Genomic DNA, 20,930 nt, shown 5'->3' on the forward strand with positions numbered 1-20,930 from the left:
CCGGGAATGAGGAAGCCGTTAATCATGCTGCTCTCGATTCTCTTCAGTATGAGTGTGCTGGCCGGCTGTTCGGCGTCAAGTTCAGGCAGCCAGGCCAGCGGGCATGAACCGAATCTTGAAGTGTCCTTTACGGAAGGGAGCGCGCTGAAATCTGCCTTTACCGATACTGGGGTGAGCGGTATGACAGGTGTGCTCGAGAACGCGCAGCTCCGGCTGTTCATGGACGAAGCTACCGGAGGGATCGCCGTCAAGAATCTGTCGGACGGGACGGTCTGGTACAGCAACCCGCTGGACCGTGAGGCGGATGCCAAGGCCAGCGGGGATAATAAAGACCTGCTGTCCGCGCAGCTCAAGCTGGATTTCTATAACAACCTGGGTCAGGTAAGCTCTGTCAACTCATATACGGACAGCGTGGCCCATAAGCAAATGAAGATGGAACTGACGCCAGAGGGCGTCAAGGTCTTTTACCAGTTCGGAACGACCGCTGCAACAGCGGAGGACCTGCCGATGAAGATGGGCAAGGAGCGGTTCGAGGAGAAGATCATGAGCAAGATGGATAAGACCGGGCAGCGGACGATGAAAATTGCCTATACCTTCGATGAGGAGAACGGGGTATATACGCGAAACGATGAAGCGCTGAAGGGGCTTCAGCTGGAGCGGACGCTGAAGGGCTTCGAGAAGGCGGGATATACCGAGGAGGATCTGCAGCAGGATATCGCCGAGAACAACCTCAGCCAGTCTAAGCCAGAGCCGCGTATTTTCCAGCTCGCCATTGAATATGCCCTGGACGGGGACCAGCTGGTCGTCAAGGTTCCGGTAGCGGATATCCGTTATCCTGCGGATTATCCTGTGAATGACATCTCCCTGCTGAGCTTCCTGGGTGCCGGAGGGAGCAAGGATTCCGGGTCCATCCTGGTGCCGGACGGCTCAGGAGCGCTGATTCATTTCAATAACGGCAAGATCCGTTATCCCGCATACAAGCAGGCGGTGTATGGCGTGGACGGGACGATGGAGACCACGGATGCCTATGCGCAGCAGCAGGAGATCAAGCTGCCAGTGTTCGGCCTGATCCGGGAGGAAGGCGCCATGCTGGGCATTATTGAACAAGGCGCTTCTCTTGCCACCATCAACGCGGATACCAGCGGCAGATTGAACGGATACAACTATGTGTATCCGAGCTTCACCCTGCTTGCCAAGGGGGATCTTACCCTGACGTCAAGCGATCAGAACCGCACCCTGCCGAAATTCCAGCAGGAGCCGCCCAAGACAGATTACGTCGTCCGTTACGCGTTCCTGAGCGGAGCGGAGGCCTCTTATCCGGGCATGGCGCGTTATTACCAGAGCTATCTGGCTGAGCATGGTGGACTGCCTGAGGCGCAGCCGGCAGCTTCTGCAGAAGCTTCTGTGAATACGCCGTTCTATTTGGAATTGGTGGGCGGAATCACGAAGACCAAGCATGTTCTGGGCATTCCTTATCAATCGCTGGAGGCACTGACCACCTTCGAGCAAGCCGAGAGCATTCTGGAGCAGATGAAGCAGCGCGGCATTGATAATATCAAGCTGAAATATGCCGGCTGGTTCAACCGGGGCCTGGATCACAAGGTGCCGGACCGGCTGTCGGTGGATAAGGCTATCGGCGGCAGCAAGGGGCTGAACCGGCTGGCAGCATACGCCAAGGAGCAAGATATTGAGCTCTTCCCTGACGTGGCTCTGCTGCGGGCGAATCAGACCTCAGGCTTCCGGATTAACCAGAAGGCTTCACGGATGCTCAGTGAGATTCCGGCAGCCGTCTATCCGTACAATATGGCCTTGAACCGGCGGGACCGTTCCTTCACCCCTGCTTATATTATTTCCCCAAGCAGGGTCGGCGGATATGTTGATGCCACGCTGAAGGAGATTGCGCCGTTTCAGACCGGCGGCATCTCCCTGAGGGATATGGCCGATCAATTGAACAGCGATTTCCGTAAAAATCAAGAAATTGACCGGTCTGCGTCCGAGCAGATATCGGTCCAGTCGCTGGAGAAGATCACCGGAGCGTCCATGCGCATTCTCGCGGACGGCGGGAATGCCTACGCCCTTCCGTATCTCTCTGACGTTACGGATGCTCCGGTGTCCAGCAGCCGGTTCAAGCTGGAGGATGAGGAGATTCCGTTCTATCCGATGGTGGTGCGGGGATATGTGAATTACACCGGCAAGCCGTTTAACCTGTCCACGTACACGAATCCAAGGCAATATATCCTGAAGAGCCTGGAGTATGGCTCCTTCCTCTATTATGAATGGATGCATGCGCCTAATTACAAGGTGAAGGATACCGACTTCGATAACCTGTATGCGGTCCATTATGAGCAGTGGATCGACCAGGCGGCTGAGATGTACACCGAAGTGAACGGAGTGATGAAGAACGTTCAGAATCAGCGGCTGACCGGTCATGAGAAGCTGGCAGACGGTGTCTATAAAAGCACTTACGGTAACGGGATGTCTGTCATCGTCAACTACAATAAGACCGCAGTCCTTGCAGAGGGCCGGACGGTTGAGGCCGAAAGCTATATTACGGGTGGTGAGCAATCTTGAAATCCATACTTAGACTGGACCGCAGATCCTACAATGAGCAAAAGGCATTAATGGGCTTCTTCTATGTGCTGCCCTGGCTGCTGGGGTTCATCTTCTTCTTCCTGATTCCGTTGTTGTCTTCGCTGCGCTACAGCTTAAGCTCGGTGCAGGCCAACTCCGACGGACTGATTGTTCATTTCAGCGGCTTCCAGAATTATGTTGAAGCGCTGACGGTGAATACCGAATTCAACCGCTCGCTGGCCGATGCCATTATGAATATGGTCATCAATGTGCCGCTGATCGTTATCTTCAGCTTGTTTCTGGCGGTGCTGCTGAATCAGAAATTCATCGGCCGATCGCTGGCCCGCTCGATCTTCTTCCTGCCTGTCATTCTGGCCTCCGGGGTCATTCTGAGCCTGGAGAGCACCAGCCTGATTCAAGCGGTCAACGATCAGAATGCCGGTGCGGGGGCGATTCAGGGACTGGGCACCTTCGAGCTGGAGGGGCTGATGCTGGACGCGGGCTTAAGCGAATGGGTAGTGAACTATCTGACCAGCGCTGTGGGCCGCATCTACAGTATTGTGAGCCAGTCCGGCGTACAGATTCTGATTTTCCTGGCCGGCATCCAGACCATCTCGCCGCAGCTGTATGAGGCGTCCAAGATGGAAGGGGCAACCGGCTATGAGGCCTTCTGGAAAATCACTTTTCCGATGGTCAGCCCGCTCATTCTGGTGAATTCCATCTATACAATTATCGATTCCTTCTCGAATAACGCCATGACGGACCTGATCCGGGAGACCGGCTTCACCCAGTTCAACTTCGGTCTAAGCTCTGCGATGGCCTGGCTGTACTTCGCCGCAGTGGCCTTAATTCTGGCCGTCAGCAGCTATCTGATCTCGAAGAAGGTCTTCTACTATGATTAAAGGGAGGATGGGACTAATGCATGCGACCCGCTTACTGTCGCTCGAACACTGGAAGAAATGGATATGGTCCTTCGTGCGGCTGACGCTCATTGCAGGCCTGTCGTTCGTAATCCTCTATCCGGTGCTCCAGAAGATATCCACGGCCTTCAAGGCCAAGAGCGATCTGTATTCGCCGATTGTCGTCTGGCTTCCTGAGAATTACACGCTTGACAATTTCGTCAAAGCGATTGGTATTATGGATTACTGGCAGGCCTTGCTGAATACCTTCAGCCTGTCAGCGCTGACTACGATCTTAACCGCCATCTCCTGCGCGCTTGCAGGGTATGGCTTCGCCCGGCTGAAGTTCAAGGGAAGCCAGCTATTGTTCGCCGGAGTCATATTGACCATTCTGGTCCCGCCGATCACGATTCTGATTCCGGTCTACCTGAATTTGAAGGATTTCAGCCTGATGGGGCTGATTCCGCTCTTAACCGGCGGCAAATCGGTGAATCTGCTCAACACCTACTGGCCGTTTATTCTAACCTCTGCTACGGCGAACTCGCTGAAGGCGGGGCTGTACATTTTCATCTTCCGGCAGTTCTTCCGGGGCATTCCCAAAGAGGTGGAGGAAGCGGCTTACATTGACGGGGCCGGAGTAGGCAAGACCTTCTACCGGATTATGCTGCCTAATGCGATACCGTCTATTGTTACGGTGCTGCTCTTCTCGTTTGTGTGGCAGTGGAACGACAGCTTCTTCACCACGACCTATCTGACATCCAGCAAGGTGATGGCGACACAGCTCGGCTCGCTGCCGTATAATCTGCAGATTCTGCTGGAGGACGGCGCCAATTCCAAGGCCGATCCGTTCTATCTCAGCATGGTTCAGGATACAGGGATTCTGCTGGCGATTCTGCCGCTGATCATTATCTACCTGTTCGTGCAGCGGTATTTCGTGGAGAGTATTGAACGTACCGGGATTGTGGGTTAACCGTAGGAGGAGGATGACAGTGCGCCAAAATAATAGAACAAGCACTCCGGCCAGACTGGCCCGGAGTATAGTCTTCGCAGCCGCGCTTCTAGGGTTATCCGGTTGCTCCGCTTCTGGCGGGGACGCGGCTCCGGCTGCCCCCTCGACAGGGCCGCAGGAGAGCGCAGCGTCATCCCCGGCCGCTTCACCCGCAGGGACTCCGGCAGCATCTGCTACAGCTTCGCCTGAAGCTGCGGCGGATGCTCCGGTGCAGCAGGAGGCCGCACCGCTGGCGGCAGCCTATGCGGATTACTTCCCCATAGGCGCTGCGGTGGAGCCGGACCAGACAGAAGGAGCGACGGCAGAGCTGCTGAAGCGCCATGTGAACTGGCTCGTGGCCGAGAATGCCATGAAGCCGGATGCGATTGCACCGGCTGAGGGCACCTTCACCTGGGAACGGGCGGACCGGATCGTCGCCTTCGCGAAGGCGAACGGCATGGGGCTGCGCTTCCACACCCTGGTGTGGCACAGCCAGACCCCGGAGTGGTTCTTCCGCGATGAAGCCGGTCAGGCGATGGCGGATGAGACCGATGCAGCAAGACGCGAAGCGAACAAGAAGCTGCTGCTGAAGCGACTCGATAGCTATATCACCGCTGTTGTCAGCCGTTACAAGGACGATATCTCCTCCTGGGATGTAGTGAATGAGGTGATTGAGCCTAACGACCCTGACGGTATGCGGGCCAGCGACTGGTACAAGATTACCGGCACCGGATTCATTGAGACAGCCTTCCGGGCGGCCCGCAAGGCTGGAGGACCGGAGCTTAAGCTGTACATTAATGATTACGGCACAGAGAGTCCGGAGAAGCGGGACCGGCTCTACGAGCTGGTGAAGGACATGCTGGCGAAGGGAGTACCGATTGACGGCGTTGGTCACCAGACCCATATTAATCTGGAGTATCCTTCGGTGGAGAGCATTATCGAGTCCATGGAGAAGTTCCATTCCCTGGGCCTGGATAATCAGATCACCGAGCTGGATATGAGCCTATATGTCTATAATGATCTCAGCGATGTCGGCCCTGTAGTTCCCGAGGATATCCTGCAGCGGCAGGCCGCGCGGTACGGCGAGATATTCGCTGCTCTAAGAGACCGGAAGGAGCTGTTAAGCGGGGTCATGTTCTGGGGCATTGCGGATGATCATACCTGGCTAAGCACCTTTCCAACCGAGCGGACCGAGGCGCCGATGCTGTTCGACCGGCAGCATCAGCCCAAACCGGCCTTCCAGGCGGTCACCGATTTCTAAAAATATAAGAATTAATATGTTGTACAAGATAACTTATCCTTCTATTTCCCGCTGAAACGGTACCGTCCTTAAAAAGGACGGCAAAGCCGTTTTCACTTGATTGGTAAAGAACGGGTAAGCCAAACAAGAATTGCACCTTACAATTCCTTTATTTTTGCCGGGATAATATAATATTCTGGTAGTAATAATCTTGCAAAGTGAGGTTGCAACTGGTGCCCAAAACAATCAAGAACATGATGGCCTGGACTGTCGCTGCATGCATGGCCGTACAACTGTTGACCGCTTGTGAGAGGGGCGATAGCCTTGCGGAGCGTTCTCCGGTCCCTGAGGGACAGCCGGGGAGCGCTCCGCTCTATGAGGAGCCGGGTCTAAGCAAATATGATCCGCCGATTCAGCTGTCGTTCGTACGTGAGAACAACGATGCGCTGGAAGAAATATTGAAGGAATTGCCGGGGGAGACGCTGGAGCATAACCGCTGGACCGAGCTGTACGAAGAGGTGCTTGGTATTAAGGTTACCTATGACTGGACGGAGTGGAGCTCCATCTACTCCCGTAAGCTGGGGGTATCTCTGGCCTCCGGGGATATCCCTGATATTGTGCGGGTGAATGCTTCACAGCTCAGGGTGCTGAGCAATGCAGGTCTGATCCAGGACCTGAGCGGAGTCTATGCCGAGTATGCAACCCCGTTAACCCGCAAGGTGCTGAGCGAGGAAGGGACGGGTCCGTTCGAGACAGCTACCCTTGACGGCAAGCTTATGGCGATCCCGGAGACCAATTCTTCCATTGAGGGCGCAATGTTCCTGTGGATTCGGACGGATTGGCTGGAGCGGCTCAGCCTTAAGCCGCCGCAGACGATGGCAGAGGTGCTGGCTATTTCGAAAGCGTTTACGCAACAAGATCCTGATGGTAACGGCAAGCATGATACCTACGGTCTTGCGGCAACCAAATACCTGTGGGACCCGGTCATGGGACTTACCGGCTTCATGGCCGGTTATGGTGCGTATCCCGGAATCTGGCTTAAGGACAAGACCGGCAAACTGGTCTATGGAGGTATCCAGCCGGAGGTCAAGCATGCTCTGCAGGTGCTTCAGGACTTATATCGGACGGGGCAGATTGACAGGGAATTCGCGTTCAAAGACGGGGTCAAGGCCAGCGATTGGATTGAGCATGAGCAGGTCGGAATGATGTACGGGGAGCAGTGGGGCTCCTTTCTCGTGCAGCTCAGCCGTGAGCATAATCCGCAGGCCGAGTGGCAGGCCTTCCCGCTGGTCTCGGAGTCCGGGGCAGCGCCGAAGGTGCCGCTTCCGTTCAGCACCAACCAGTTCCTGGCGGTCAAGCAAGGCGTCCAGCATCCTGAGGCGCTGATCAAGCTGATTAACCTGCATCTGGAGAAGAACTGGGGGACTACGAGTGAGGTGGAGCGGTATTATAACGCTCCGCAGGCGGTGTGGAAGCTGTCGCCGGTGACGCCGTTTCCGGTGCAGAAGAACCTTGAGGCCTTCCGGGAGCTGGAGACCTTCCGGCGCACCGGCGATGCCTCCGTGCTTCAGGATGAAGCGAAGACGATCCAGAAGCGGATTGCCGCTTACGAGGCCGGAGGTGCGGACAGCGAGACAGGCTGGGGCTGGGAGCGGACGTATGGGCCTTCGGGCGCTTTTTCCATCCTGGACGGTTATGGACGTAATCATCAGCTGCTCTATGAGAGCTTCGTCGGTGCACCTACAGAGACGATGATCGAGAAGCAGAATATTCTAAATAATCTTCAGATTGATGCCTTTCTTGATATCATTCAGGGCAGACCGATCAGCGAGTTCGATAATTTCGTGGCACAGTGGAACAAGCTGGGCGGCGAGCAGATTACGGCTGAGGTCAACGACTGGTATGCAGAGAAGGGCGGGAGCGGCAAATGATCGGACCTGAGCAGAAGAGTGGAGGCGGTACACGTGCTTAAGTTTCCTGCGGTGTCGATGCGCCACACTATTTTTATCCGGATGGTTGTCACTTATCTCGCTATTATTCTGCCGATTCTGCTGCTTGGACTCTACCTCTACAACTGGAGCTACCGGAATGCAAGCCAGGACCTGTCCAGAGCGACTCTGTCGCAATTAACCTATTATCTGGAGGACCTGAACCGCGAGGTGGAGTGGATGGAGATCCAGCAGTATGATCTTGCCCAGGATACCGAGCTGAACAAGATTGCCGTTACCTGGAATTATATGGACGATGTCCAAAAGCGGGAGAGCCTGAACTACATCACGCAGCGGCTCACCTCCCTGAAGAACAGCAGCGCCTATATCGGCGATGTGTTCGTTCATATCCGTACCATTGACAAAACGCTGTCCGCGATGAACGGCATTGATCAGTTTGACAGCAGCAAGTTCAATTTCTTCCGGTCGGTCGATCTGAGAAAAGAAGGGCGGCTGATCAACTGGAACAACTTCCTGGAGCTCAGTGTTACCCAGTCGAGCGGGAGAATGGGTGAGCCGCCGCTGTTCATCGTGCAGATCGAGCTGGACAACGAGAAGCTGAGGGATTCGCTCCGGGCGATTAACGCGTACGAAGAGAGCGGCTCGCTGCTGGTCTCACGGCTGACGGATTACGCAATCGGTACAGAGAACAGCTCCCCGGAGCTAATTGAGAGCTATCACCAGGCGGTTGAGGAAGGGAACCTGTACAATTGGGAGCTGGACGGAATACGGTATCATATCGACAGCTTCACCTCTGACAGGCTGGGGATGGCTGTTGCCACCTATTTGCCGGAGGAGGCGGTCAAGCGCCCGCTGACCAAGTTCGTGGTCTGGGCGTGGCTGTTCGCGGCGGTGTCCTTCCTGGCGGTGCTGATCTATTCTTACGCGACCTATAAGTTCGTCCAGAAACCGCTGCTTGTGCTGATCCGCAGCTTCAAGCGGATGGAGAGCGGCTCGCTTGATATTCAGATTGACCATGGCCGCAAGGATGAATTCGGCTATCTGTATCTCCGGTTCAACCAGATGCTCAGCAGGCTGCGGATGCTGATTGACCAGGATTACACCCAGAAGCTGATGATGCAGCGGGCGGAGCTGAAGCAGCTCCAGTCGCAGATCAACCCGCATTTCCTCTATAACAGCTTCTTCATTCTCAGCGCCCTGGCGAAGCAGGGGGACAGCTCCCGGATTGAGGAGTTCGCTGGCATGCTGGGCGAATATTTCCGGTTCATTACCCGTAACGGAGAGGATAATGTCCGGCTTGCGGAGGAGACGCGCCATTCCCGGATGTATACGGAGATCCAGAAGATGCGCTTCTCCAGGCGCATTCAGGTTCAGTTCGATGATCTGCCGGAAGCCATGGAGGAGCTGCGGGTTCCGCGCCTCATTCTCCAGCCGATTATCGAGAATGCCTATGAGCATTGTCTGGAGAAGCAGGCGGAGGATGGGGAGCTGCGGGTTTCCTTTGAACAGGAGGAACGGGAGATCCGCATTATTGTTGAAGATAACGGAAACGGGCTGACTGATGAACGGATCGAGACCCTGAGAAGGCGGCTGAATCAGAACGGCGGCACGCATGAAGTCACCGGCATGAGCAATATTCACCGGCGCATCCAGTTAATCTACGGGGAAGGCAGCGGCCTGTTCCTGGCCAGAAGCACATTGAACGGCCTCCGGGTTACAATCCGGATCAGGCTCACGGGAGGTGAAGGTCTTGTACAGACTATTGATCGTTGATGATGAAGAGATTATAACGGACGGCTTATACGAGGCGTTCAACCAGCTGCTTCCGGACAAGCTAGATGTCTACAAGGTCTATTCAGCAAAAGCAGCCTTGGAGTGGCTCTCGCGCACCCGGATCGATATTGTGCTGACGGATATCCGCATGCCCGGCATGAGCGGGCTGGAGATGTCTGAGCAGATCCGGGAGTTTTGGCCGCGGTCGCGGATTGTTTTTCTGACCGGCTACAGTGAATTCGATTATGCCTATAGCGCGCTGCAGCTTCCTGGGGCCCGATATCTGCTGAAGACGGAAGGCTTCGACAAGATTATTGAGACGGTGCAGGAGGTGCTGCAGGAGATTGAGCAGGGCAATATGCTGAGCGAGCTGCTGCAGCAGTCCAGGGAGCAGCGTGATTCCATGGAGACGGCAGCCCAGGGCGATTATCTCCGCCATCTGCTTCAGGACAGCCAGTCCTTGTGTGCGGATACGGATGCGTTACGTGCAGATTTCAGCAAGCTGGGCATCGGTCTGGAAGCCGAATCCCCGGTGATGCTCGTTCTTGGACGGCCTACATACGCGGAAGGCATCTCTTACATGGACCGGCGCGAGCTTCTGACCTCTTCCCGCCTGATCTGGAATTCCCATCTGGCGGAGATGACCCGGCATGCCTGGGTGCTTGACCGGCACGGGGATCTCTTGTGGCTGCTGCAGCCACTGGATAATGCCGGGGCTGCCTTCGGCGGGAATTTCGCGCGGTATCTGGAGGGAACGCTGGAGATGATTCAGGATTCCTGCCGGCAGACACTGGGCCTGCCGGTTGCTTTTACGGTCAGCGGCTCAGCCTGTGCCTGGACAGACACCGGCCGCCATTACGAGCGGCTTCACCGGCTGCAGCAGATGAAGATCGGGGACGGCATCTCCATGGTGCAGATTGACCGCGGCGGTCCGCCGGAGCCTGACATCGTCCGTGAGACGGGGGTGCGGCTCCACCAGCGGGTGGAGAATCTTGCGGCCCATCTGGATGCCGGACGGCGTGAGCGGTTCGCTGAGACGCTGGAGGAGATCCGGGGAGGCATTCATTCCCGCGTCTCCGTGGAAGAAGCAGCCGAGCTGTATTATACGGTTGCCCTTGTGCTGCTGTCCCATATGAACCGCTCGGAGCTCTACAGCCTTGTCAATGAATACGGCAAGCTGATGCGGTTGGATGAGCATTCATCTCTCGGGGAGGGCATCTATTATCTGGAGCGGCTGGCCTCAGATCTCTTCGAGCGGAGAAGCACAGCCGAGAAGGAACGCTCCTCGGAGGTCATTGAACGGATCTGCGATTATATCCACAGCCACTTGGGCGAGGATCTGTCTCTGGTGCGGCTGGCTGAGCTGCATTATTTCAATCCGTCATACCTGTCCCGCTTCTTCAAGCAGGAGCAAGGCATTAACCTGTCAGAGTACATCGATCAGTGCCGGGCGGTCAAGGCGAAGGAGCTGCTGGGAAATGAAGCGCTCAAAATCCGCGATGTAGCAATGTATGTCGGCTATGAAGCCCACCATTCCTTCACCCGGTTCTTCAAAAAAATGACGGGAATGACCCCCCAGGAATACAGGGAGTCTGTGCATGTAAATCTATAATTTGTAAGTATATCAACTATAATCTGTAAGTCTATCAACTATAATCACACAGGTTTCCGCCTGTCTCCCCGCAGAGTACAATTCAGATGTATTCGCTTTCATTAAGACGGCATCCGCCGATTCCACGAAATGAGAAGGAGATGGGTATCTGTGAGAAAAGGGAAGTTAAGCTGGTCCATGAAGCTGCTGGTTATGCTGGCTCTGCTGCTGACGCCGATGCAGTTCGGAGGCGGCACGGCAAGCGCTTGGGAGGGTTCGCCTGTTCCCAAGCTGCATGTAAGCGGAAACCAGCTGGTGAACGGCAGCGGACAGCCTGTACTGCTAAGCGGCTGGCATCAGCCTACCGGGGCCTACTGGACGTATCAGAACAGCAATTATTATCTGAACCGTAACGGCGGAAACCGGCATAAGGCCACTCTGGAGTACCTGAAGGAGATCACGGATACCTTCACCAGCACCTCCGGCAAATACGGCAACAGCCACGGCTGGTACTCGAATCAGGTTCGCCTGTTCATCGACCGGGAGGATATGGGCGATGTCGCAGCAGGAACGTATAACTTCGCGGGCCTTCAGGCAGCTACCCAGAATCTGATCATTCCTTATGTAGAATATGCGAAGACGAAGGGGCTGTATGTCACGCTGGGGCTGGACTTCACCCTGCTTGACAACAAGGCGACCACCCAGGCCAATCTGGACAAGTTCAATCAGATCTGGGGTTACCTGGCCTCCCAGCCGGGACTCAAGAGTGCGGATAATGTGATGTTCGAGCTGGTGAACGAGCCGGTGCTGAGCGATGTGAACGGACAATGGGGCGGCAATCCCTCCCAGCCGAACTTCGCGGCGTTCTGGAATTCGCTGAAGAACTTCCAGAATTCGATGATCTCGACCATCCGCAGCAAAGGCGCGGACAATGTGATCTGGGCTTCAGGACTAGGCTGGGATCAGCATTATCAGCTGACGGCATCCAGTCCGCTGACCGACCCGCTTAACAATTACGGCTATGCCGTGCACTGGTATCCTGGCTACGGCGCTTATGACAACTACAACTCACTTCAGCAGATCTGGGATAGCAGCATTAAGCCTGCGGCAGATGTTTACCCGATCAATATTACTGAAACCACCTGGTTCAAGAACCAGCCGGGAGACTCCTCGTACTGGGATCTGTTCAACGGTACGAACGCAGGCTTCGGCAAGAATACCAAAGCGATTTTCACTGCCGCCGGCAATGTCAGCATTGCCGTCCATATGAACGGCTTCCTGCTTGATCCTGGTCCCAAAAGCTCCTTCGCCGATCCGGACGGCGGATTGCTCTATGACGGCAATACGGTCCGCGACGGCATGGCTCGCTTTATCTTCGAATGGTACTACGAGCGGGCACAGTTCAACCCCTGGAACGGGGTGTGGAACGGAGTCACCAACAATGCGAAGTATAAGCTGATCAACCGGGCGTCAGGCAAAGCGATTGACGTTCCGAACGGGCAGAATACGAACTCCCTTCAGCTCCAGCAGTGGCCGGAGAACACCGCGCTGGCTCAGCAATGGACGGTTACGGATATGGGCACGTTCAATAATATTTACCGGCTGCGCAGCGTGAACTCCTCTGACAACAAGGTGATGGATGTGCGTAACGGTACGAAGAATAACGGCGAAGCCATCCAGCTGATGCAGGATTCGAACAACACCGCCCAGCAGTTCCGGCTCATCAAGCTGAGCAATGGCTACTGGAGCCTTCTTAATGTAAACAGTAACAAGGCAGTCGAAGTCACAGGAGCCTCCACCGCAGACGGCGCGAAGCTCCAGCAGAACCTCTACCGCGGCGATCTCCATCAGCAATGGAAGCTGGTTCAGGTGAACTAGAGCTTTATGGTAAGAGCCCCTTCTCCATCTGCGGGCGGTCCGGACAGTACCGGATTGCCGTGCGAGGGGGAGGGGGCTTTTTTGCGCGGCGGGAGGTGCGAGTGCCGAATGTAATCGAAAAACCGATTACATTCGACGCTGCGGAGGCGTGCGGGCTCAATGTAATCGAAAAACCGATTACATTCGGCGCTGCGGAGGCGCGTGGGCTCAATGTAATCGAAAAACCGATTACATTCGGCGCTGCGGAGGGCAGGGCTCAAATGTGCGGAGGGAAACAGTTGCCTTTTATACACTTGCTGATGAACGAAAGCCTCCTCCTGCGCCAACGGTTGGGAAAACAACACTTAATTTTGCGCATATCCACCAAAGTGACGAGATCAAACTAATTAGATGTTCCTTTTCCACTTACTCCCGCCCAATCCTGAGAATCCAGCAAATTATGATACCTTTGTCCACCTATTTCCGAGAGAGAAGATGACACAAGTAGTTTTGCTTGCGGCAGGGCCAGGTAAGGTGTGATTTTTCAATCAGCCTACCCGCCCACTCCCGTCGAAGTTGCTGCATATGCGCCTACAAGCATCATAATCCGCATAAAACATACCAAGGTTCTTTACACCTTCGACTCTCTCATTCCTTATATAAGGAAAGCAACATACATCCATATGAAAGCAACGTTAATCTATGTATTATAAAGGGTTTGTGTGATTAAATACATAAATAATACAGCATTTTCACAGGAATCAGTTCCTGTCATAATGCGAAAGGATGAATACGAATCATGGACAAACAGCAACAGCTCGGCTTAACGCCGCCGATGGGATGGAATTCGTGGAACACTTTTACTTGGGATATTAATGAGCAATTGATCCGCGAAGCGGCCGATACGCTGGTGGCGGACGGTTATAAGGATGCGGGCTATGATTACATTGTGATTGACGATTGCTGGAGCTTGAAAGAGCGGGATGAGCAGGGCAGACTGGTCGCTGACCCAGTCAAATTCCCGAACGGTATGAAGGCGGTTGCAGATTATGTTCACTCCAAGGGACTGAAGTTCGGCATGTACTCTTGTGTGGGAACGCATACCTGCGCCGGGTATCCGGGCAGCTTCGAGCATGAATTCCAGGATGCCGCGTCGCTGGCGGAGTGGGGTGTAGATTTTCTAAAATATGATTACTGTTTCAAGCCCAGACATATGTCGGGAGAGCTGCTGTACAAACGGATGAGTCTTGCCCTCAAAAACTGCGGAAGAGATATTCTTTTCTCCGCTTGTAACTGGGGGGAGGATAACGTCTACCAGTGGATTCGTGAATCCGGCGCGCATATGTACCGTTCCACCGGCGATATTCAGGATAGCTGGGAATCGATCAAGACCCTCGCGCTGTCGCAGCTCGACAAAGCCGCCTATACCGGGGCCTACTGCCACAATGACCTGGATATGCTCGTCGTGGGCATGTACGGGGGCAGCAACAGCGACTTCATCGGAAGTCAGATTGGCGGCTGCACGGATGTGGAGTACAAGACGCACTTCTCGCTGTGGAGCCTGCTGGGCTCTCCGCTGATGATCGGCAGTGATATCCGCAAAGCGAATGAAGCTACCAAGAAGATTCTGCTGAACCCGGATCTGATTGCTATCAACCAGGATATCGAGGGCCGCGGAGCTTACCGCATTAAGCCTGAGCCGCAGTGGTTCCATACCAATGAAGTATTCATGCTGGTAAAAGTATTAGCAGACGGTGACCTGGCGATCGGCTTCTTCAACTTGAGCGATGGTCAGCGAGAGATGTCGCTGCAATTCTGGGATTTCGGACTTCCGTATGCCTCCGGCAAATCGCTGTCCCTGTATGACTGCTGGGAGCATAAGGAGCTTGGGGTGTTCAGAGAACGCTTCGCTCCGGTCGTGCCAGCCCATGACTGTCTGATCGTACGGGCGAAATTGGTATAGACACAAGAAAGAAGAGAAGCATATGAGCATGAACAGAACCTGCAGACAATGCGGTGTTCCGCTGATGACGGATGATGTGGCGATTTACCTGAAGCTGGTCACGCGCAATGCCCAGGATTTCCTATGCATCGACTGCCTCGGCGTCCAGTTGAAATGCGGACGAGAGCCGATCGAGCGGCTGATCAAGTATTTCCGGGAATCGGGCAAATGCGTGTTGTTCCGTTAACAACTGCCAAAATGTAAGAAGAGGTCTGTCCCGCAAGGCGTTAGCGCTTGTGTGGGACAGGCCTGTTTCGGTTGAGCGTAGCTCCGTAATCCCGACGAACTGTAACACTGTCAACAGTAGGCTAGGTGGTGAAAGTAAGATGTATAAATCCCTCTGAAGCAGCCAAAAGTAGGCAGAATGAGCAAATGAGAGGGATAAATCCCTCTGATTGGACTGAGAGTAGGTGGAATGAGTAAATGAGATGTATAAATCCCTCTGATTGGACTGAGAGTAGGTGGAATGAGCAAATGAGATTTATAGATCCCTTTGATTGGACTGAGAGTAGGCAGAGTGAGCAAATGAGATGTATAAATCCCTCTGAATGGGCTGGAAGTAGGCGGAATGTGGAAGTGAGAGGGATATATCCCTCTGGGTGCGCCGGAGTGAAGGGACAGGGGGGATTGGAGGAACTTATGGTAGATTGAGCTAATTGCGAGGGAGGCGTAATTGACTAAACAGAGCAGCCTAACAGACAGAGTAACCAAACAAATATCAGGCAAACAGAGCAGCATATCTCCGGTATTATTCACTACCCCGAGACTGCTGCTCTGTTTGTTATTGACTATAAGTGTGTCCTGTAAGTAACCAGTATCTAGTGGGTTAGTTCACGAAGCCCGCCTGCTCCAGCAATCTCAGAATCACTGTCGCCGCCTCTGCACGGGTGGCGGATTGGCCCGGGTGGAATTGCCCGTCAGGTGTTCCGGTGATCAGACCTGCCTGAACTGCCTTGGCGACATCCTGCTGTGCCCAGCCGGCAATCTGGCCTGCGTCCTTGAACGCTGCTGGCTGTGCTGCTGAGTCTGGGAGCGGCGCACCTGCAAGGACCATAGCCTTCACCAGGATGGCTGTCATCTCCTGGCGTGTAACCTTGTCGCTCGGCCGGAAGGTGTTGTCCGTTCCGCCCAGCACCAGACCCAGCTCAGCGGCTGTCCCGACGCTTCCGGTGTACCATGCACCAGTGGGGATATCCTTGAACGAACTTGCAGCCGGACCGGAAGAGGAGAAGCCGAGCGCACGGACGATCATCGCTGCGAATTCAGCACGCGTAGTGGTAGCGTTCGGTGCGAATTGGCTGTCCGTAAGCCCTGTCAAGATATATTTGGAGGCCAGCTTGTGGATGGCTTCCTGTGCCCAGTGGCTGTTCATATCTGCAAAGGTCTTGTTGCTTGAGATTACAACAAACGTACCGTTGCTTGGACTATGGAAGGACACTTCGCTTCCATTAAAGGTTGCCGGGACGAAGGTGAGGCTGCCGTTACTCTCCACCCGCACGACTGTCGAATTCCGGCTGTTCACCGGAGTGCTGAGCGGCAGGGTATGCCGGGCATAGCTGCTGCCGAAGCCCGGGATCTCCACCGACCGGCCGCCAGCCTCCGCCTTCACCGTATATTCCACCGCCTGGCCGATGATCTGGCCTTGGGCCGTGAGAGCGGCTTGGCGAATCGTTTGCTGCCGCTCTTCCGGGAGTACCGTCATGCTGACGGTAAGCTTCCAATTCTCACTGCCCAGTTGCTGCCCCAGCGCTGCCGGATTAAGAGCGCTCACAGGGAAGTGGATGGTGCCTAGTGTAGAGGTAATCGTGATCTGCTCTGCCGCCTGAACCTGCTTGGCGTCCAGAGTGGCTGTTGTAGAGGTGCCGGTAACCGTAGCTTCTACGGTAAGCTGCTTGCTGCCTGGAGCTACAGGCTGCACCGAACCGACGGTAGTGTTGCCACCAGTACCACCGGAAATCCCGCCGTTATTGCCGCCGCCGTTATCGCCGCCGCCATTATCGCCGCCGCCGTTATCGCCGCCGCCGTTATTGCCGCCGCCGTTATTGCCGCCGCCGTTATTGCCGCCGCCGTTATTGCCACCGCCGTTATTGCCGCCGCCGTTATCGCCGCCGCCGCTTACCTCCATCGTGTGGCGGGCATACAGATCGAACCGGTCAAATGCCGGTGTGTACTGGCGCGGGACCGCAGTGTATGGCGTGAAGCCTTGTGCGCCGCTTCCGCCATAAGGGTTGGAGCCGCCGTTGTAAGTATTGTTGTTCGAGAAGCGGATCGTGTTGACGCCTGCCTTCAGCTCCACATCCAGTGTCTGTGTGGCGAACTGCTGCCAGGAGATGGTGTTCTTGAAGTAGACCGTCTGCGGTTCGCCGCCGTTGACGCTTACTTGCACATAGCGTTCAACGACATCATTGTTGTAAGCATGGGTTCCCGCACTTTCACCGTTAGCATAAGTGACCACCAGCTTGTAGGTGCCTGCCTTAAGCACGTTAATGTCCCCAAGCTGCAGATAACGCTCTGCTCCGTCGTAGGAGGTGATGCCGTTCACATATTTGCCGCCGGAGGCGTATTTGGCGAACGCATCCTCCCGGATGAGCGGCAGCTCGGAACCGGCTGGTGTTCCAACCACTGTTGCCGCCTCAGCCTCCACAGAATATAGAGCAGTCTTACTTACAAAGGCTGCATTAATGTAATCCAGACTAAGCGCCGCGCTGGAGCGCACGTCGATCAAGTTAATACCTTTCCTTAGGAAGACTGGAGCTTTGGAATCCTGCCATTGCCCGTTCGTATTCACAACAGGAAGATCAACCAGAGGCTTACGGTCATGGGCAAGCTGCAGCTTCCCGCTGTCCGCAGAGGCGTAACGTGCCGTCAGCTCATACATCCCGTCTTCCAGCACGCTGACAACGAACCGGGTGTTGGCCTCCTGGCTGCCGCCGTAGCCGCTCACATATCCGGCCCCCTCGAAGCCTTCCTGGCTAACGGCCCGGGACAAGCCCTGCTCTGAATCATATTCGGCGAATTCCGCCTGCACACGATAATTCGGAAGTGCGCCAGGCAGCCCGTTATACGTCAGCTCGATGGCATCCAGAGTGGATTCGCCCTGGCCCGCTTCTCCCGTATCCGGGTTGGTTCTGCTGATGCCGATGGAATGAGTGCCTTGCGTCAAATCGGCGAATATCGTATTGCCGCCAAGCAGCTGCATGTTGTAATCTGCACGCAGAACTACTTTGGTGGCCGGCAGACCGTCAATCTTGACGAACCATTCCGAATTGATCCGCTGATTGGCATCACCCGTATTCGATTGATTGCGCAGCGAAGCGGTTGCGCCGCTGCCGCCAATCAGATCCAGGCGGTAATTTCCGTCTGCCGGTATGGTCACCTCTGTCCATTTCACGAGGCTGTCCGCAGCCTTGATGCCTGACACATACTGGCCGTTCGAGGCGGAGCGTCCAGTGCTTTTACGCGGATAGTGATCCGTTGTGGCTACATTGGTCTGCACCTGCGCATTCTCCGCCTCGAAGCGCCTTACGAAGGTCTCCTGCGGAGCATGAGTGACGGCCGGAGTGATGACTGCATAATAGGCTGAGGTGTAATCATTCAGGCTCACATCCAGCGTGACCGAACCATTCTTGACCGGAACATTGCGGTCCAGAATCTGTGTAGGCTCTACCAGGAAGCCGGTCAGGCCGGTATAGCCCGCATAGAATACAGTGACATGCACCTCTTCAGCTCCTGCCAGGAAGGAAGGGCTGTTCCCGTCACCGGTGACGTTGTTGAATACGATTTGACCGTCTCCTTGGGTCCCGCCGAAGGCGATACTGACCTGCTGCTTCTGGTCTTGAATCGAAGTTAACCCGTATAGGCCGGGGCCGAAGGCGTCATTCTCAGCTCTGGCGTTGATCACATTGACCTTGGCCATATCGCCGCCCATCATGTCGGCATACCATTTGTAGAGCCACCATGCCCCGTTCGGCTCGTTCTGCCCAGCGAGTAGGGACCCGTAGGAGTTGGCAGTATTCCAATACGGCAGCATGCTGTTCATTTTCAGCTCATCGTAACGTGCAATGTAATGTACAAGCGAGCCGCCCACAGCGATCTCTGAAGTGGCTGCATATTCATTGATATCGACTTTGAGCGGGAAGGGAAGAGGGCGGTCCGGGTACAGCTCTTTATAGCGCTGTAAGGACTTCGCTTCCACGGCCCGGAAGGTTGTGACGTTCGAGGCCGCCTGATTGAAAGCTTTGTCCCACAGCATATGCCAGCTGATAATATCGGGCAGGCAATCATTCTCCACACAGAAGGGAATGAAATCCTCGAATACTTTAGCCCCGTACTGGGTCAGATTCACGCCGGAAATCACGGCCCCGGGATCGATTTCTTTGATCTTCTTGACTACGGCAAGCCAGTCGGCATTGAACACGGCTCTGGAGGTTCTCCCCGTCTGGCTGTCTGACAGCAGCTGGGGATAACGGGTGTTGTTCTGCTCAGGCTCATTGAACGGAATATAGATGAATTTCGCATCCGCATCCCGTCCCGGATTCGCCGCCTCCCATTGATCCTTGTAGGCCTTGACTGCCGTTGTGATCGGAATGACCGCTTCCTGGATATATTCCTCTGCCGTTCTGGACGGATAATACCAGTGCTGGTAATAATCCTGCATGACGATATTTACGGCTTCCCCGCCAGCCTCGAAGAAATAATCCGACACTCTGAGCGCATCGCCGGTAGGATGCTGGATGCCGTTGGGCGGCTTCTGGGAGATATGTGAGGGCTTGATCGGAATCAGCGTATTGATATCCGGCACGTTAGGCTCACTGATGGCATAGAGCGCACCGGAGGCCCCGTGGTATACAGGTCCGAGCGAGCGGTCGGCGAGATCGACCGTTATTTTGGCCGGATTGGTTACCACAACCTCTTCATGCTTGGTTGATGTATATAACGCGCTGACCTGGCTGGCCGTGAGCTGGACATTGTAGATCCGCAGGTCGTCGAATTTCCCCTTGATATCTCCATCCGAAGTATAGAGCGATCTGCCGAACGCATTGAACTTCAGGGCGTCCAGATAGTCGCGCGAGAAAAAGTGCTGCAATACCGAAACCATCGTCGCACCTGATGAGCTTTTGCTCTGATCCAGACCCTTGATGCCGACCGGGATACCGTTCAAGTAGACCTCATAAGCCCCGCTGCTGGTCAGGGTGACGGTCACCTGCTGCCACTTGCCTTTGGCCGGGTTGCGGTTCCAGACGATATCGCCTTTGTAACTGGCAATCTGGCTTGGATTCGTGCCGGTATAGATCCGGTTGCTGAACGTGCCGTCCCCGGCGATGATAATGAACTCGGAGTCCTGCCAGCCGCTTACTCCGGCATTCGTCAGCCCCTTCTCGGCAATTGTGGAGGACAGCAGACGGTTATAGGCGTTAGCCGAAGAGTCGATGTTAGCCCAAAAGGAGATGGACAGCTCATCCTTGATTCCGCTGTAGAGCTGATCTGGCAGCTTCAGCCAAGCGGTTCCGTTGGCGCCGCCGGGCAAGGAGAGGACGTCTCCGCGCTGGTCGTCGTAGACAATGGCAGCTACTCCCTTCAGCTCGGCGCGTTCGGCGGCCGCATTGGGGTAGACGCTGTTCACCACCGTGGTGCGGTCAAGCACCTGCCCGGAGCGGAAGCTCCACTGGAACAGCGGGGCCGCTTCAGAAGCGGTCTTCATCTGGACTTGCTCCGGCACAGTCTCCTGAACAGGAGCAGCCTCAGGCAGTGCAGCTGCCTCCGGCTCCGCCGGGGAAGCGGGCACTTCATCGGAATCAGGTGCCGTAACCGGATCAGTCACTAACTCCGAATCAGTCACCCATACAGAATCCGCTACTGGAACCGGGTCTGCGGTCGAAACTGTGGAAGCGCTTGCTAAACTGGAGGGCAGGAGAGTCAGAATTGCCAGTATAGATATCAGTGAACGCTTAAGATATAGCCTCAATAGATACTCACCTCTTTTGTTTTTTTAGGATACCTTTACCTAATGTCCTTATGTGCTTCCGGTGATGATCGTCTGTACGGCTTGCCGGTAGTGAT

General features: G+C 55.1%; 12 protein-coding genes. 11 read left to right on the forward strand and 1 reads right to left on the reverse strand.

What is annotated here, in order from left to right; all coding sequences use genetic code 11:
* Window positions 1–6: 6 nt before the first annotated feature.
* From MKZ07_RS02820 to MKZ07_RS02870, 11 genes are all read left to right on the forward strand, one after another.
* On the forward strand, window positions 7–2,571 hold the full coding sequence (locus MKZ07_RS02820) for a DUF5696 domain-containing protein (protein WP_341024375.1): 2,565 nt from the start codon (window positions 7–9) through the stop codon (window positions 2,569–2,571).
* Window positions 2,568–3,473: a carbohydrate ABC transporter permease gene (locus tag MKZ07_RS02825; RefSeq protein ID WP_036693394.1), complete on the forward strand. Its 906-nt coding sequence runs from the start codon at window positions 2,568–2,570 to the stop codon at window positions 3,471–3,473. The genes MKZ07_RS02820 and MKZ07_RS02825 overlap by 4 nt, the downstream gene beginning before the upstream one ends.
* 16 nt (window positions 3,474–3,489) lie before the next feature.
* Window positions 3,490–4,440, forward strand: coding sequence for a carbohydrate ABC transporter permease (locus tag MKZ07_RS02830; protein ID WP_036693392.1), 951 nt, complete (start codon window positions 3,490–3,492; stop codon window positions 4,438–4,440).
* 19 nt (window positions 4,441–4,459) lie between these two features.
* Complete coding sequence (locus MKZ07_RS02835) at window positions 4,460–5,719, forward strand: endo-1,4-beta-xylanase (protein WP_036693389.1); 1,260 nt, start codon at window positions 4,460–4,462, stop codon at window positions 5,717–5,719.
* A gap of 233 nt (window positions 5,720–5,952) precedes the next feature.
* Window positions 5,953–7,629, forward strand: coding sequence for an extracellular solute-binding protein (locus MKZ07_RS02840; RefSeq protein ID WP_036693525.1), 1,677 nt, complete (start codon window positions 5,953–5,955; stop codon window positions 7,627–7,629).
* Between the two features lie 33 nt (window positions 7,630–7,662).
* On the forward strand, window positions 7,663–9,420 hold the full coding sequence (locus MKZ07_RS02845) for a sensor histidine kinase (protein WP_036693387.1): 1,758 nt from the start codon (window positions 7,663–7,665) through the stop codon (window positions 9,418–9,420).
* Window positions 9,398–11,032 (forward strand): response regulator, encoded by a 1,635-nt coding sequence (locus MKZ07_RS02850; protein ID WP_036693385.1) that lies wholly within the window; start codon window positions 9,398–9,400, stop codon window positions 11,030–11,032. The genes MKZ07_RS02845 and MKZ07_RS02850 overlap by 23 nt, the downstream gene beginning before the upstream one ends.
* Before the next feature lie 150 nt (window positions 11,033–11,182).
* Window positions 11,183–12,889: an RICIN domain-containing protein gene (locus tag MKZ07_RS02855; RefSeq protein ID WP_235218374.1), complete on the forward strand. Its 1,707-nt coding sequence runs from the start codon at window positions 11,183–11,185 to the stop codon at window positions 12,887–12,889.
* 101 nt (window positions 12,890–12,990) lie between these two features.
* Window positions 12,991–13,275, forward strand: a complete 285-nt coding sequence (locus MKZ07_RS02860; protein ID WP_036693383.1) for a hypothetical protein — start codon at window positions 12,991–12,993, stop codon at window positions 13,273–13,275.
* 392 nt (window positions 13,276–13,667) lie between these two features.
* On the forward strand, window positions 13,668–14,831 hold the full coding sequence (locus MKZ07_RS02865; protein WP_036693382.1) for a glycoside hydrolase family 27 protein: 1,164 nt from the start codon (window positions 13,668–13,670) through the stop codon (window positions 14,829–14,831).
* 22 nt (window positions 14,832–14,853) lie between these two features.
* A complete protein-coding gene (locus tag MKZ07_RS02870) occupies window positions 14,854–15,057 on the forward strand; it encodes a hypothetical protein (protein WP_036693380.1) in 204 nt (67 codons plus the stop codon).
* Between the two features lie 639 nt (window positions 15,058–15,696).
* Here the strand turns inward: MKZ07_RS02870 and MKZ07_RS02875 are convergent.
* Window positions 15,697–20,835 (reverse strand): S-layer homology domain-containing protein, encoded by a 5,139-nt coding sequence (locus MKZ07_RS02875; protein ID WP_341024388.1) that lies wholly within the window; start codon window positions 20,833–20,835, stop codon window positions 15,697–15,699.
* Window positions 20,836–20,930: the final 95 nt, after the last annotated feature.

The sequence above is a fragment of the Paenibacillus sp. FSL P4-0338 genome, assembly GCF_038002365.1.
GTDB lineage: Bacteria > Bacillota > Bacilli > Paenibacillales > Paenibacillaceae > Paenibacillus_AQ.

Coding starts and splice junctions, on each gene's coding strand:
- MKZ07_RS02820 (WP_341024375.1), top strand. CDS start 7: ATGAGGAAGCCGTTAATCATGCTGCTCTCGATTCTCTTCAGTATGAGT.
- MKZ07_RS02830 (WP_036693392.1), top strand. CDS start 3,490: ATGCATGCGACCCGCTTACTGTCGCTCGAACACTGGAAGAAATGGATA.
- MKZ07_RS02840 (WP_036693525.1), top strand. CDS start 5,953: ATGATGGCCTGGACTGTCGCTGCATGCATGGCCGTACAACTGTTGACC.
- MKZ07_RS02865 (WP_036693382.1), top strand. CDS start 13,668: ATGGACAAACAGCAACAGCTCGGCTTAACGCCGCCGATGGGATGGAAT.
- MKZ07_RS02870 (WP_036693380.1), top strand. CDS start 14,854: ATGAGCATGAACAGAACCTGCAGACAATGCGGTGTTCCGCTGATGACG.